This is a genomic window from Microvirga terricola, assembly GCF_011777495.1.
Taxonomy (GTDB): Bacteria; Pseudomonadota; Alphaproteobacteria; order Rhizobiales; family Beijerinckiaceae; genus Microvirga; species Microvirga terricola.
The window spans coordinates 242,246-256,941 of sequence record NZ_JAATJS010000001.1 but is presented as its reverse complement, the minus strand read 5'-3'; the positions used below and the strand labels follow the sequence as shown (position 1 = coordinate 256,941).

The 14,696-nt window shown below is 64.1% G+C and carries 14 protein-coding genes; 11 read left to right on the top strand and 3 right to left on the bottom strand.

The window, feature by feature from the left end; all coding sequences use genetic code 11:
• Nucleotides 1-120 precede the first annotated feature (120 nt).
• Nucleotides 121-1,287, top strand: coding sequence for an acetyl-CoA acetyltransferase (locus HB375_RS01165; protein WP_167671119.1), 1,167 nt, complete (start codon nucleotides 121-123; stop codon nucleotides 1,285-1,287).
• Between the two features lie 6 nt (nucleotides 1,288-1,293).
• Here HB375_RS01165 and HB375_RS01160 read toward each other — a convergent pair whose 3' ends face one another.
• Nucleotides 1,294-1,587: a BolA family protein gene (locus HB375_RS01160; protein WP_167671118.1), complete on the bottom strand. Its 294-nt coding sequence runs from the start codon at nucleotides 1,585-1,587 to the stop codon at nucleotides 1,294-1,296.
• Nucleotides 1,588-1,676: 89 nt separating this feature from the next.
• Here HB375_RS01160 and HB375_RS01155 point away from each other — a divergent pair, with 89 nt between their 5' ends.
• From HB375_RS01155 to HB375_RS01140, 4 genes are all read left to right on the top strand, one after another.
• Nucleotides 1,677-2,300 carry a J domain-containing protein gene (locus HB375_RS01155; RefSeq protein ID WP_167671117.1) on the top strand — a complete coding sequence of 208 codons (624 nt, stop codon included), beginning with the start codon at nucleotides 1,677-1,679 and terminating at the stop codon, nucleotides 2,298-2,300.
• Nucleotides 2,301-2,427: 127 nt separating this feature from the next.
• Nucleotides 2,428-3,417: a cobaltochelatase subunit CobS gene (gene cobS, locus HB375_RS01150; protein WP_167671116.1), complete on the top strand. Its 990-nt coding sequence runs from the start codon at nucleotides 2,428-2,430 to the stop codon at nucleotides 3,415-3,417.
• Between the two features lie 110 nt (nucleotides 3,418-3,527).
• Entirely contained in the window at nucleotides 3,528-5,417 is a 1,890-nt protein-coding gene (gene cobT, locus HB375_RS01145; RefSeq protein ID WP_167671115.1) for a cobaltochelatase subunit CobT, read from the top strand.
• A 69-nt stretch (nucleotides 5,418-5,486) separates the two neighbouring features.
• Nucleotides 5,487-6,521 carry an esterase-like activity of phytase family protein gene (locus HB375_RS01140; protein ID WP_167671114.1) on the top strand — a complete coding sequence of 345 codons (1,035 nt, stop codon included), beginning with the start codon at nucleotides 5,487-5,489 and terminating at the stop codon, nucleotides 6,519-6,521.
• A gap of 8 nt (nucleotides 6,522-6,529) precedes the next feature.
• Here the strand turns inward: HB375_RS01140 and HB375_RS01135 are convergent, their stop codons facing one another.
• On the bottom strand, nucleotides 6,530-7,168 hold the full coding sequence (locus tag HB375_RS01135; protein ID WP_205800004.1) for a queuosine precursor transporter: 639 nt from the start codon (nucleotides 7,166-7,168) through the stop codon (nucleotides 6,530-6,532).
• Between the two features lie 73 nt (nucleotides 7,169-7,241).
• A complete protein-coding gene (rpmB, locus tag HB375_RS01130) occupies nucleotides 7,242-7,532 on the bottom strand; it encodes a 50S ribosomal protein L28 (RefSeq protein ID WP_167671112.1) in 291 nt (96 codons plus the stop codon).
• A 232-nt stretch (nucleotides 7,533-7,764) separates the two neighbouring features.
• On the opposite strand from rpmB, the gene HB375_RS01125 reads away from it, so the two are divergent.
• The 6 genes from HB375_RS01125 (at nucleotide 7,765) to HB375_RS01100 (ending at nucleotide 14,696) form a co-directional block, all read left to right on the top strand.
• Entirely contained in the window at nucleotides 7,765-8,610 is an 846-nt protein-coding gene (locus HB375_RS01125; protein WP_167671111.1) for a DUF3108 domain-containing protein, read from the top strand.
• 172 nt (nucleotides 8,611-8,782) lie between these two features.
• Nucleotides 8,783-11,848 (top strand): helicase-related protein, encoded by a 3,066-nt coding sequence (locus HB375_RS01120; RefSeq protein ID WP_167671110.1) that lies wholly within the window; start codon nucleotides 8,783-8,785, stop codon nucleotides 11,846-11,848.
• A gap of 14 nt (nucleotides 11,849-11,862) precedes the next feature.
• The gene (locus tag HB375_RS01115) at nucleotides 11,863-12,165 is read left to right on the top strand and encodes an RNA-binding S4 domain-containing protein (protein WP_167671109.1); all 303 of its coding nucleotides are present in this window, start codon (nucleotides 11,863-11,865) and stop codon (nucleotides 12,163-12,165) included.
• Between the two features lie 117 nt (nucleotides 12,166-12,282).
• Complete coding sequence (fdxA, locus tag HB375_RS01110; protein WP_167671108.1) at nucleotides 12,283-12,621, top strand: ferredoxin FdxA; 339 nt, start codon at nucleotides 12,283-12,285, stop codon at nucleotides 12,619-12,621.
• A 445-nt stretch (nucleotides 12,622-13,066) separates the two neighbouring features.
• Nucleotides 13,067-13,654: a CarD family transcriptional regulator gene (locus HB375_RS01105; protein WP_167671107.1), complete on the top strand. Its 588-nt coding sequence runs from the start codon at nucleotides 13,067-13,069 to the stop codon at nucleotides 13,652-13,654.
• Nucleotides 13,655-13,823: 169 nt separating this feature from the next.
• The gene (locus HB375_RS01100; RefSeq protein ID WP_167671106.1) at nucleotides 13,824-14,696 is read left to right on the top strand and encodes an RNA polymerase factor sigma-32; all 873 of its coding nucleotides are present in this window, start codon (nucleotides 13,824-13,826) and stop codon (nucleotides 14,694-14,696) included.

Below are 14,696 nucleotides of genomic sequence, written 5' to 3'. Positions count from 1 at the left end.
ACGAGCACGAGAGACAGACAAGGTGTCCGATGAGCTTTGCACATCGCGCTTCCGGGGCGGCTTGCCGCGTTCCGGGTTTGGGACCATCTTTCATGTCACATCATGGATGGGAGAACGCCGATGACGGCCTGTATCGTGGGCTGGGCCCACACGCCCTTCGGGAAGCTCGACGGCGAGACCGTCGAGAGCCTGATCGTCCGCGTCACGAAGGAGGCACTCGATCACGCGGGGCTGGGGCCTGAGGACATCGACGAAGTAGTGCTTGGCCATTTCAACGGCGGCTTCTCGCCCCAGGAATTCACGGCCTCGCTGGTGTTTCAGACGAGCGATAAATTCCGCTTCAAGCCCGCGACGCGGGTCGAGAATGCCTGCGCGACCGGGTCGGCGGCGGTGCATCAGGCCATCAAGACCATCGAGGCGCGCCGCGCCAAGACGGTGCTGGTGGTCGGCGTCGAGCAGATGACGACGACGCCGGGCCCGGAGATCGGCAACATCTTGCTCAAGGCCTCCTACCTGCCGGAGGATGGCGACACGAAGGGCGGTTTCGCCGGCGTGTTCGGCCAGATCGCGGGTCTCTATTTCCAGCGCTACGGCGATCAGTCGGACGCGCTGGCGCTGATTGCGGCCAAGAATCACAAGAACGGTGTCGACAATCCTTTCGCGCAGATGCGCAAGGATCTCGGCTACGAGTTCTGCCGCGCGGAAAGCGAGAAGAATCCCTTCGTCGCGGGGCCCTTGAAGCGCACCGACTGTTCGCTCGTCTCGGATGGCGCGGCAGCGCTGGTCATTGCGGACACGGAAACGGCCTTGCGTATGAAGCGCGCGGTCGCCTTCCGCGCGACTGCCCATGCGCAGGATTTCCTGCCGATGTCGAAACGCGACATCGTGAAATTCGAAGGCTGCGCCGAAGCGTGGCGACGGGCGCTCGATCAGGCGGGCATTCAGCTCACCAACCTCTCCTTCGTCGAGACCCATGATTGCTTCACCATCGCCGAACTCATCGAATACGAGGCGATGGGGCTCACCCCGGCAGGGCAGGGCGCTATCGCGGTCAAGGAAGGCTGGACTAGCCGCGACGGCAGGCTGCCGGTCAATCCCTCCGGCGGCTTGAAGGCCAAGGGTCATCCCATCGGCGCGACGGGCGTCTCCATGCACGCGCTCTCCGCCATGCAGCTCTGCGAGGAGGCCGGCGGTATCCAGGTCAAGAACCCGGTGCTCGGCGGCATCTTCAACATGGGTGGCGCGGCGGTGGCGAACTACGTCAGTGTGCTCGAGCGAATCAAGTAGGCCCTTTTAGCCTCGGCGGCTTCCGCGCGGATCGGGCTCGCCCGTCGCGCGGGCCTCAATGGCGAGCGCGTGAAGGCCCTTCGCGAAGGCGCCCTTCAGCGTCTCATTCACGAGGCGGTGACGTTCGACGCGGCTCTTGCCTGCGAAGGCGTCCGACACGATATGAATCCGGAAATGGGTTTCGCCGCCCTCACGCCAGCCGACATGGCCGTGATGCTGCTCCGATTCGTCCGTAACGACGAGTTCGACCGGATGCAGGCGCTCCTGAAGTTCATCTCTGATCCACGCGGCGAGGGTCATGCTGATTCGTAAGCCTTTTTGAACATATCTGCGGCGAAAAGCGCTGAGCCCTTGGCTCCGGCCTTCAAGCCACTCATAATCGCATCGTTATGGATCTCAATTCGCCTCTTTTCGACCGCATCCGCATCAAGCCGTCCGCCGAGGAGCCGCGCGAGACGAAGGGACCGGTCTGCGAGCACCCCTCCTGCCGGGCGGAGGGGCTTTATCGCGCGCCGAAGGGGCGGGATGCCGAGGGGCAGTATTGGCGCTTCTGCCTCACCCATGTGCGGGAATACAACGCCTCGTACAATTATTTCGCCGGCATGTCGGATAATGCGGTCGCCGCGTATCAGAAGGACGCCATCATCGGCCACCGCCCGACCTGGGCCATGGGCGTGAATTCCGCGGCCAAGGCCGAAGGCGGGGCCAACGGCGAGCGGGATTGGGCTTATGTCGACCCGCTCGGCGTTTTGAACGGCGAGGATTTCCGGCAGGCCCGCCAGCGCCGGGCGCCCGCCGAGCCCAAAAAGCCGCGCTATACCGGCCAGCTCCGGCGCGCCCTCGATATTCTGGGGCTCGACGAGACGGCCGATGGGCCGGCGATCAAGGCCCAATACAAGACGCTGGTGAAGCGCTTTCACCCGGACGCCAATGGCGGCGACCGCTCCTTCGAGGAGCGGCTGCGAGACATCATCAAGGCGCATGATGCCCTCAAAGCAGCCGGTTTGTGCTGAGACAGGGCATTCCGATGCAACCCTGCCAAGCACATAGGAAATTGCGCCCTGCCGCCTTGAGCGGTAAGAAGCCGACAATCCATCACCCGCAAACGAAGCGTTTTTACAATCCGATCGAGAGGCCCCTATGACGGCACAAACCGACACCACGACCCAAATGCCCGACATGAAAGTGTCGGTGCGACAGGTCTTCGGCATCGATTCGGATCTTGAAGTTCCTGCCTTCTCGCAAGCCGAGGAGCATGTGCCGGATCTCGACCCCGATTATCTGTTTGACCGGGAGACGACGCTCGCCATTCTCGCAGGCTTCGCCCGCAACCGCCGCGTCATGATCACCGGCTATCACGGCACGGGTAAGTCGACCCATATCGAGCAGGTCGCTGCGCGCCTCAACTGGCCGTGCGTGCGCGTGAACCTCGACAGCCACGTCTCGCGTATCGACCTCGTCGGCAAGGACGCCATCGTGCTCCAGGAAGGCAAGCAGGTCACCGCGTTCCAGGACGGCATTCTCCCCTGGGCGCTGCAGCACAATGTGGCGCTCGTGTTTGATGAGTACGATGCGGGCCGTCCGGACGTGATGTTCGTGATCCAGCGCGTGCTGGAGCAGTCGGGCAAGCTCACGCTTCTCGACCAGAAGCGGGTTATTCGCCCTCACCCCGCATTCCGCCTGTTCGCGACCGCCAACACGGTCGGTCTCGGTGACACCTCGGGCCTTTATCACGGTACGCAGCAGATCAACCAGGGCCAGATGGACCGCTGGTCCATCGTGACGACGCTCAACTATCTGCCGCACGACAAGGAAGTGGACATCGTCCTCTCCAAGGCGAAGCATTATCAGGACAGCACGGAAGGGCGCGATATCGTCAACAAGATGGTGCGCGTGGCGGATCTTACCCGCAGCGCCTTCATGAACGGCGATCTCTCGACCGTCATGAGCCCGCGCACGGTGATCACCTGGGCTGAGAACGCCGAGATCTTCGGCGACACGGGCTTTTCATTCCGCGTCACCTTCCTCAACAAGTGCGACGAGTTGGAGCGGGCGCTGGTCGCTGAGTTCTATCAGCGCTCCTTCGGCAAGGAGTTGCCGGAGAGCGCCGTGAATATCGCGCTGTCGTAATTCTCGTCATCCCGGACGCATCGTCGATGTGATCCGGGATCGGTACTGGTGTAAGCGATCCCGGCTCTGCGCTTCGCCTCGGCCGGGATGACGGATGAAAAAAGGTCGCCATGTCCATCTCGAACCGCAAGCCAGGTGAGAAGAAGGAAGCGCCGGCGGAGCCGCTGAAGCGCTCCATCGCCGGCTGCATGAAGGCGATTGCGCGCAAGCAGGACCTGGAAGTCACCTTCGCCTCCGACCGCCCGGCGCTCATGGGCGACAAGGCCCGTTTGCCGGAACCACCGCGGCGGCTGACGCCGCAGGATGTGGCGATCCTGCGCGGCAATGCGGATTCCATGGCTTTGCGTTTGGCCTGCCATGACACGGCGCTTCATCGCCGCCTCGCACCGGAAGGTCAGGCCGCGCGCGCGGTTTTCGATGCAGTCGAGCAGGCGCGCGTCGAATCCATCGGCTCGCGCCGCATGAGCGGCGTCGCCACCAACATCTCCGCGATGCTGGAAGACCGCTATCATCGTGGCGGCCGCTACGAACAGGTTACCGACCGCGCTGACGCGCCGCTCGAGGATGCGGTGGCGTTGATGGTGCGCGAGCGTCTGACTGGCCAGAAGCCGCCGGCGGCGGCGACCAAAATCGTCGATCTCTGGCGCGATTTCATTGAAGACCGCGCGGGACACGATCTCGACAGCCTTTTGAAGAACATCGAAAGCCAGCGCGATTTCGCTCGTGGTATCCGCGACATTCTCTCTTCTCTCGACATGGCGGACGAAGCCGCCTTCAGCGAGGAGGAAGAGGAGAACGAGGAAGAAAACGAATCCCAGCAGGATCAGCAGCAGGCTGAAGGCGAAACAGGCCAGGAAGCGGAAGGCGACCAGGCTCAGGTCGAGGCCGGCGAGGATTCGACCGACGAGATGGAAGAGGGCATGTCCGAGGAGGCCGATGGCCCCTCCGGCGAAATGCCCGACGAGGCTGACGAGGCTAATGCGGACGAAGCCGGCGAAGCTTGGCGTCCGCCGTCGCGCTCCAACGAAGCGCGTGGGCCCGACTACAAGGCCTTCACGCACAAGTTCGACGAGGTCGTCCACGCGGAAGATCTCTGCGATGCGGATGAGTTGGGCCGCCTGCGCGCCTATCTCGACAAGCAGCTCGCGCATTTGCAGGGCGTCGTCGGCCGCTTAGCGAACCGCTTGCAGCGTCGTCTGCTGGCGCAGCAGAACCGCGCATGGGAGTTCGACCTGGAAGAGGGCACCCTCGACCCGGCGCGCCTGCCGCGCGTCGTCATGGACCCGTTCCAGCCGCTCACGTTCAAGCACGAACAGGACACCAATTTCCGCGACACGGTGGTGACGCTGCTTCTCGACAATTCGGGCTCCATGCGCGGCCGTCCGATTACGGTTGCCGCCACCTGCGCCGACATTCTCGCGCGCACGCTGGAGCGCTGCGGCGTGAAGGTCGAAATTCTCGGCTTCACCACGCGGGCCTGGAAAGGCGGACAATCGCGCGAGCTGTGGCTCCAGAGCGGCAAGCCCGCCAATCCCGGCCGCCTCAACGATCTGCGCCACATCGTCTACAAGTCGGCGGACGCTCCGTGGCGGCGTGCGCGCAAAAACCTCGGGCTGATGATGCGCGAGGGGCTGCTGAAGGAAAACATCGACGGCGAGGCGTTGGATTGGGCGCACAAGCGCCTTCTCGGGCGTCCTGAGCAGCGGCGCATCCTCATGGTGATTTCCGATGGCGCGCCGGTCGATGATTCGACGCTCTCGGTCAATCCGGGCAACTATCTCGAACGGCATCTGCGCTTCATCATCGACGAGATCGAAACCCGCTCACCGGTCGAACTCATCGCCATCGGCATCGGTCACGACGTGACGCGCTACTATCGCCGCGCGGTCACCATCGTCGATGCGGAAGAGCTCGGCGGCGTGATGACGGAAAAGCTCGCGGAGCTTTTCGAGGAGAACCCGCCGCTGCCCTCGCGCGCCCCGCGCCGTCGCGTTGCTTGATCGCGCTTGCGGGCGCCCTATCACCGCAGCAACCTGTTTTGATGTGAGACAGGTCGGCGGGATCGGTGCATGAGACCCAATCGGCGTTTGTTTCTGATCGGCGGCGGGGCGACCGCCGCCGCGGCGGTCTTTGCCGAACGCACATTCGCGCGCCCTCGCGCGGCTGCTGCGACTACGTCGATCGAAGTGACGGCAAAGCCAATTGACCATCTGTCCTCGACCGATCCGGGCCGCAGTCGGTTCGGCAATCTTCTCTTTCGCGGCGGACTCGACCTGCGCTCGCCCGATAGCCGCTTCGGCGGCTTCTCCGCCCTGTGGCGCTCACCCGATGGCGCGCGGATCGTTTCCGTCGCCGACAACGCCCAATGGCTGACCGCACGCGTGAAGACGTCCGATGGCCGCCTCTCGGGGCTCACGGAAGCGAAGCTCGCGCCCCTGCTGCATGAAGATGGGCGACCACTCGGCAGAACGGGCTATTACGATACGGAGAGCCTCGCCATCGACAATGGCGTTGCCTATGTGGGCATCGAGCGCAAGCACGCGATCATGCGCTTTGGCTGGGGTACCTCCGGCATGGCGGCGAGGGGCAGCCTCGTGACGCTGCCTGAGACGATCCGGGGAGAGATCAAGAATCTTCCAAATAACCGGAGTCTGGAGGCCATCGGCGTCGCCCCGTCGCGCTCGCCGCTCGCCGGCGCAGTGGTGACGATAGCCGAGCGCTCAGGCGGGCTCGAGGAACCGACGCGCGGCTTCATCGTCACCGGTCCGCGCACGGGAGCCTTCTCCGTCCGGCGCTCGTACGGATACGACATCAGCGATCTTGCTTTTCTGCCGAGCGGCGAGATGCTTTTGCTGGAGCGGCAGTTCTCGATCTTCGAAGGTTTTCGAATTCGCATCCGGCGCGTTGCGGCGGATGCCATCAAGCCGGATGCGATAGTGGACGGTGCCGTCATCTTCGAGAGCGATTCATCCCATCAGATCGACAACATGGAAGGGCTCGCGGTCCATCAGGAGGCGGGCGAGACGGTGCTGACGCTGATCTCGGATGACAATTTCAGCCGGTTTCAGCGCACGCTGCTGCTGGAATTCGCGCTCGTTGCTTGAAGGTGGCCTTAGGCCGCCCGACGCTGGACCAGGACCGGGTTGATGACCCGCAGCATCGCGCCATAGGGCAGGATCGAGAAGGCGGAGAGGGTCAGCTTCACGCCGTAATCGGCAATCGCCAGCGTGACCCACGGCAGCGCCAGGCATTCCTCCACGATTCCGACGCGGCCGAGCAGGCCATCGATGGTGTGCTCGGTGCCCGGAATGAGGCCGCAATAGAAGGCGAAGGAGAAAAAGATCATGGTGTCGACGGCCGCCGAGATCGTCGAGGAGGCAAACGGCGGCAGCCACCACGCCTTTTCGCGCAGGCGCGAGAAGATGGCGATGTCGAGCAACTGAGCGGTCAGGAAGGCGCTGCCCGAGGCAATGGCGATGCGCGGCGTTGCCAGAATGACGGACAGGACGACGGCCAGGATGAAGCCGACATAGACGACCCGGCGGGCCCCTTGAGGGCCGAAGCGCCGGTTGGCGAGTTCCGTCACCAGGAACGCGAATGGATAGGTGAAAGCGCCCCAGGTGAAATAATCCTGCAGGCCCCAGGCATGAAACGGATACTGGACCAGGATATTCGACGACAGCACCACCACCGTCATGGCGGCAAGTGCGATGGCGAAATCACGACGGTCCAGAGCGGTCATGGGGTGCATTCCCTAAGGTCAAACGCGAAACGGGCGGCTGTTAAGGCCGCCCGCTGCGTAACGTCTTGCAGGGAGAGAGGAATTAGCTCGCGGCGGCGAGCTTCTTCTCGATCTCGCGCTTGATCGTGCGGGCGTTCGACGACAGCTCGGTGTCGCTCGCCTTGGCGAGGAAGGCATCGAGGCCGCCGCGGTGCTCGACCGAGCGGAGCGCATTGGCGGAGACACGCAGGCGCACGGAGCGCTGGAGCGTGTCGGATTGCAGCGTGACGTTGCAGAGGTTCGGCAGGAACTTCCGCTTCGTCTTGCGGTTCGAGTGGCTCACGAGGTGGCCACTCAGCACGGCCTTGCCGGTCAGTTCGCAACGGCGCGACATGGGTTCAATCCTATAATCTACAAGGCGTCGGCTCGAACTCGTGGGTTTGCTTTAAACGCAGATCCCACGCCGCCGGACACCAGAAGTCCTTGGAAGGTGCGAGGCTATAGGCCGAAACCGGACCCCGCGTCAAGAATAGCTCGCGGCTTGAGCCTGACTTTTTGCAGCCCAGCGGTCACGATTTATTCGGATTCGCATGTGATGTAATGAGATAGACTTCCGGAATCCTCTCATGCGCCTCATCGCCTCAGCCCTCATGACTCTGGCCCTTGTCGGCGTCGGCTTGCCCGCCCATGCGCAGACGCTCAAGGCCGATTACGACATCAGCCTCGCGGGCTTGCCACTGGGCAAGGCCGACCTGTCCTCGACCTTCGACGGGCCGAAATACAAGATGCAGGCGGGGGTGAAGCTCTCAGGCCTTGCCAAGATGCTGACCGGCGGCAAGGGCGCGGCAACCGCCTCCGGCGCGATCCTCGGGCCGCAGCCGCAGCCGGCGACCTTCGCCGTGACCTCCCGCTCCTCCAGCGACCAGCGCACCGTGCGGATGGGCCTGGACAACGGCAACGTGGCCGCCGTCGAGATCGTGCCTCCCATCGACGAGAAGCCTGACCGCGTGCCGGTGAAGGAGGATCACAAGAAAGGCGTCGTCGATCCCGTCAGCGCCCTTCTGATGCCCGCGCTCGCCACCGGCAGCCTCACCGATGCGGCCAATTGCAACCGCACCATCCCTGTTTTTGACGGTGCGGCCCGCTTCGACGTGGTTTTGAGCTACGCCGAGACCAAGAAGGCCGACCTGCCGGGCTACAAGGGGCCGGTCATCGTCTGCAACGCCCGCTATGTCGCCATTTCCGGCCACCGGGCGCTGCGGCCCTCCACGAAATTCATGGAGGAGAACAAGGACATGTCGGTCTGGCTCGCGCCGGTCGAGGGGGCGAAGGTGCTCGTTCCGGTGCGGATCGCGGTGCGCACCATGATCGGCATGAGCCTGGTCGTCGCCTCGAACTGGGCGATTGACGGCGCGGCCAAAGGCGGGCCTCTCGCCCCTGGCGATGTCGTGAAGGCCGGTGCGGCGCAATAAGCGAGGCACCCCGTCACGCGGCTGTAGCGCAGCGCCACTAAACCCCCATATAAGGGGCTAGCCGATAGTCGGTTGCCTGATGCGCCGCCTGTCATGTGAGAAACGCCGCTTGCGCCCGAACCGGGCCAAAGGGCCTCTCGAAGTTTTCACCGGGATATCCGCTACCTCCGATATGGCCCGTCGTTCTCTTCTCCCGCAAATGCGCGCGCGCGGCGTGACGGCCGTGCTCGGCCCCACCAATACCGGCAAGACGCATCTCGCCATCGAGCGCATGCTCGGCCACGAGAGCGGCATGATCGGCCTGCCGCTGCGGCTGCTCGCCCGCGAGGTCTATCAACGGGTCGTCGAGAAGGCGGGCGTCCACAACGTCGCGCTCGTGACCGGCGAGGAAAAGATCAAGCCGGATCGGCCGCGTTATTGGATCTCCACCGTCGAGGCGATGCCGCGCGATCTCGACCTAGCCTTTGTGGCTGTGGACGAGATCCAGCTCGCGAGCGACCTCGACCGAGGGCATGTCTTCACCGATCGCCTGCTGAACCAGCGTGGCCGGGAGGAGACGTTGCTCATCGGCTCCAGCACCATGCGCCCGCTGATCGAGACGCTGATCCCGCATGTGCACGTGATTACGCGGCCGCGCCTGTCGAAGCTCACCTTCGCGGGCGAAAAGAAGGTCTCGCGCCTGCCCCGGCGCACGGCCATCGTCGCCTTCTCGGCGGAGGAGGTCTATGCCATCGCGGAGCTGATCCGCCGTCAGAGCGGCGGCGCGGCGGTGGTCTTAGGCGCGCTCTCGCCCCGCACGCGCAACGCGCAGGTGGAGCTCTACCAGTCGGGCGATGTGGATTATCTCGTCGCCACCGATGCGGTCGGCATGGGGCTCAATCTCGATGTCGATCACGTGGCCTTCGCCTCGGACAAGAAGTTCGACGGTTTCCGCTTCCGCAAGCTTTACCCTGCGGAACTCGCGCAGATCGCCGGCCGCGCGGGCCGCCATATGCGCGACGGAACCTTCGGCACGACGGGGCGCTGCCCCTCCTTCGATGCCGAGACGGTCGAGGCGCTGGAGAACCACACTTTCGATCCGTTGCGGATTCTGCAGTGGCGCAACCCCGATCTCGACTTCTCGAGCCTGAGCCGCCTGCGCGATTCGCTGGCCGAGCAGCCGCGCGAGCACGGTCTGGTGCGTGCACCCATGGGCGAGGACGTCGCCGCGCTCGAATTGCTGGCGCGGGAGGACGACATTCAGGCGCTGAGCCGGTCGCAAGTCGCCGTCGAGCGCCTCTGGCAAGTTTGCCAGGTGCCGGATTACCGCAAGGTTTCCCCGCAAACCCATGCGGATCTGGTAGGCCAGCTCTATCGATTCCTCATGACGGACCGGGCAATTCCGGCCGATTGGTTCTCCCGGCATCTCCTGGCTATGGACCGGACCGACGGGGATATCGACACCCTCTCCAATCGGATAGCACAGGTCCGTACCTGGTCCTTTGTTGCTAACCGTCCTGACTGGTTGAAGGATCCTGAGCATTGGCAGGGTGTTGCGCGTCAGGTAGAGGACAAGTTATCGGACGCGCTCCATGAACGTCTCGCCCAGCGCTTTATTGACAGGCGCACGAGCGTTCTCATGCGGCGCTTGAGAGAGAACACGATGCTCGAAGCGGAAATTACGACCTCCGGCGATGTCACTGTCGAGGGTCAGCACATCGGCCACCTGCACGGATTCCAGTTCGTGCCCGATCCCCAGGCCGATGCCACGGAAGCCAAGACCCTGCGCAACGCCGCCAGCAAGGCGCTGGCCGGAGAAATCGAGGCGCGGGCGGATCGGTTTGCCGAAACCCCGGACGCGATGCTCGTGCTCTCCAACGACGGCACCATCCGCTGGATGGGCGATCCCGTCGGGAAGCTCGAGCCGGGCGACAAGCTTTTCGAGCCGCGCCTGCGCATCCTCTCGGACGAGCAATTGACTGGCCCGGCCCAGGAGAAGGTGGAAACCCGCCTCCGCGCCTGGCTCAAGGCCTATGTCGTGCGCCTGCTGGGGCCCGTCATGCAGCTCGAGACCAATGCCGAGCTGACCGGCCTTGCCCGCGGCATCGCCTTCCAGATCGGCGAGTCCCTCGGCGTGCTGGAGCGCGCCAAGGTGCTCAACGACGTGCGCAGCCTCGACCAGGAGGCCCGTGCCGCCCTGCGCAAGGCGGGCGTGCGTTTCGGCGCCTATCACCTCTATCTGCCGGCTCTTCTGAAGCCCGCGCCCCGTACGCTGGCGGCGCAGCTCTGGGCGCTTCAGAACAGCGGCCTCGATCAGAAGGGCATCGATGAGATCGCCCATCTCGCCCAATCGGGCCGGACCTCGATCCCGGTCGACACCAATATCGCGGCGGGCCTCTACCGTGCAGCGGGCTTCCGCGTCTGCGGCGGCCGAGCCGTGCGCGTCGATATTCTGGAGCGTCTGGCGGACCTTATCCGCCCGGCCATCGCCTATCGCCCCGGCGTCACTCCCGGCGAGCCGCCGGCTGGTGCCGCCGATGGCGAAGGCTTCGTCGCTACCGTCGCCATGACGTCGCTCGTCGGCTGCGCGGGCGAGGACTTCGCGACCATTCTGAAATCGCTCGGCTATGTCATGGACCGCCGCAGCGGTCCGGCCATCACCGTGCCGCTCGTTGCCGCGCCGCAAGCGGTCGAAGCTCCGGCCCCCGTTGTGGACGGCGAGGCTGCACAGGATGCCGAGTCTGTCGAAGAGACTGCGGAAGCCCCCGTCGAAGCTGCTCCCGCCGAGACCGAAGCGCCTGCGGCCGAGCCCGCGCCTGCTGCCGAGGCTTCTCCTGAGCAGGCCGCCGAGGCTGCACCTGAATCGCTGGTGATCGAGGTGTGGCGTCAGCATCGCCGCCATCACGAAGGCGGCCAGCCTCGTCAGAGCCGTGGTGGACGTCCCGAGCGGGGCGATCGTCGTCCGCGTCACGGTGACGGCCAGGCCGAACGCCAGCCGCGCCAAGAGGGTCGCGAGGAGGGTCGCCAGGGGGACCGCCCTGGGCGCCGTCCCGACCGTCGGGAAGGGCAGGGCGAGGGCGGCAGGCCGGACAACCGTCCGCCGCGCCGTCCGGACGACCGTCGCGGCCCGCGTCCCGACAAGCGCATCGAGGCGCGCCGTGATGGCGGGCACGAGCGCCGGGAGAAACAGCCGGACCCGAATTCGCCCTTCGCCAAGCTCATGGCCCTCAAGGCGCAGCTTGAGGACGGCAAGAAGTGACGCCGTGATCCGCGATGCGTGAGGACCGTCAGCGACTGGACAAGTGGCTGTGGTTCGCGCGCTTCGCGAAAAGTCGGACGCTCGCGGCAAAGCTCGTTGCGAGCGGCGATGTCAGGGTCAATGGCCAGCGGACCGACAGTGCGGCGAAAGCCATCGCGGTGGGCGATGTGGTGACCATCGCCCTGGCGCGGGCGACCGTTCTGGTGCGGGTGGCAGACCTTGGCGTGCGCCGCGGCCCTGCGCCGGAAGCAAGGCAGCTCTACGTCGAGATTGGGCCTGACGACGGGACGCTTGTCAGCGACAACGGCAACAGTTAGAGCGACGCCAACGAAGCGCCTATATATCTCGGATCTCGTTCTCGATTTCGTATTGCCGCATGATCCGAGCGAACAACCGGTTGCCACTTGTTCTGATCATGCTCCAAGGGACCCTTCATGACCTACGTCGTCACGGATAATTGCATCAAGTGCAAATACATGGACTGCGTGGAGGTGTGTCCGGTCGACTGCTTCTATGAGGGCGAGAACATGCTCGTCATCCACCCGGACGAGTGCATCGATTGCGGCGTCTGCGAGCCGGAATGCCCGGCCGAGGCCATCAAGCCCGATGCCGAGCCCGGCCTGGAGCAATGGCTCAAACTGAACGCCGACATGGCCAAGAGCTGGCCCAACATCACCCAGAAGAAGGACGCTCCCGCCGACGCCAAGGAGTTCGACGGCGTGCCGGACAAGTTCGAGAAGTACTTCACGCCCAATCCCGGCGAGGGCGACTAAGCCTCCGGGATGGGAAACGAAGCCGCAGATCGGAAAAAACTTAAAGACTGAAATGGGATAGCGCGAGCGGAAGAATCGCCCGCGGCTCGTCCTCTTCCCCAGCGGAACAAGCGCCCTAACCGCGAGTTCTTAACATTGTTCCGGAATTATTTTTGATTTTTCGGCCGGACTGTGATAGGGTCCGCTAATGCCGTCGCTTGCGCCGAATACGCGCGCCGATACCGCAGGTAGGCGGTCGATAAAAGGAAGTAATCAACGACCCATGACGCGATTGCTTGACCTTTGAGGTCTTGAGTCTCGCGCCTCTCTATCTGCTGGCTTAATCAGGGATAACTGCGGAGCCGTCAAGTTCCGCAACCAGTTTTTTTGTTCCTCGGGACCCTGCCCGATGGAGTTACAGCGCCCTCGCCGAAAGACGAGGACCATGCAAGGAGGCCTCTCTCGCATGACGACCGCCAAGAAGTCCGCCCAGCGCCTTGGTTTCAAGACCGGCGAAGCGATTGTGTATCCCGCTCACGGCGTTGGCCGCGTCACGGCCGTTGAAGAGCAGGAAATCGCGGGTTTCAAGCTGGAGCTGTTCGTGGTCTCGTTCGACAAGGACAAGATGGTCCTGCGTGTCCCGACCGCGAAGGCTACCAGCGTCGGCATGCGCAAGCTCGCCGAGCCGGCTCTCGTGCAGAAGGCGTTGGACGTTCTGACCGGTCGCGCGCGCGTCAAGCGCACCATGTGGTCGCGCCGGGCGCAGGAGTACGAAGCCAAGATCAACTCCGGCGACCTGATTGCCGTGACCGAGGTCGTGCGCGACCTGTATCGGTCCGAGGCCCAGCCCGAGCAGTCCTACAGCGAGCGCCAGCTCTATGAATCGGCCCTCGACCGCGTCGTGCGGGAGATCGCCGCGGTCAACAAGATCACCGACACGGAAGCTTTGAAGCTGATCGAGCAGAGCCTCGCCAAGTCGCCGCGCCGCGCCGCGAAAGGTGCCGAGGCGGAAGCCGATGCCGATACGGATGATCTGCAGGAAGAGGCTGCCTGATCGCAGGTACCCCTTCGACGAGTTCAAGAAAGCCCGGTTCGCACCGGGCTTTTTTATTGGCCATCGCCTTGTATCGAGGGGGCCGGAACTCCGATTTTTCGAACTTAGCTTTTTTGCTCTGAACTTTTTCCCTTTCTGCCCGTTGTGACTCTGCCAAAGGGAGGACACGATGGGAGAGATCTCAGGGGTTCGTCGCCGTTTCGTACGTGCTGCCATGAACGCTCCTTTTCTGGAGCGGGAAGAGGAGCACCTATTGGCCGTGCGCTGGAAAGAGAATGGCGACGAGGCGGCCCTTCATCAGCTCACCGCGGCCCATATGCGTCTCGTGATCGCGCTCGCGGCCCGCTTCCGGCACTATGGCCTGCCCATGGCCGATCTGGTCCAGGAAGGGCATGTCGGCCTTCTTGAGGCCGCCGCCCGCTTCGAGCCCGAACGGGAAGTCCGCTTCTCCACCTACGCTACCTGGTGGATCAGGGCCTCCGTTCAGGACTATATCCTGCGCAACTGGTCGATTGTCCGCGGCGGAACCAGCTCCGCCCAAAAGGCTCTCTTCTTCAACCTGCGCCGCCTACGCGCCCGTCTGACCCGCGGTGGCGAGGAACGCATCGCCGAAGAGGTGCATGCGAAGATCGCCGAGGCGATCGGCGTCTCGCGCGCCGATGTGGCCCTGATGGATGCCCGCTTGTCCGCCCCCGATGCCTCCCTCAACGCTCCCGTTCTCGATGCCGATGCCGGCAATTCGGCGGAAAGGGTCGAGTTTCTGGTCGATACCTCTCCGCTGCCGGATGAGAGCGTCAGCGAGGTCATCGACAGCGAGCGCCGCGTCCGCTGGCTAAGGCAGGCGCTGGAAGTCCTCAACGAGCGCGAATTGCGCATCCTGCGCGCCCGGCGTCTCGACGAAGAGCAGGTGACCCTGGAATTTCTCGGCGACCGCCTGGGCATCTCGAAGGAGCGCGTGCGGCAGATCGAAAACCGTGCTCTGGAAAAGCTGAAACGCGCGCTGATCGAAAAACACCCCTACGCGACTGGCGCGTTCGTCTGA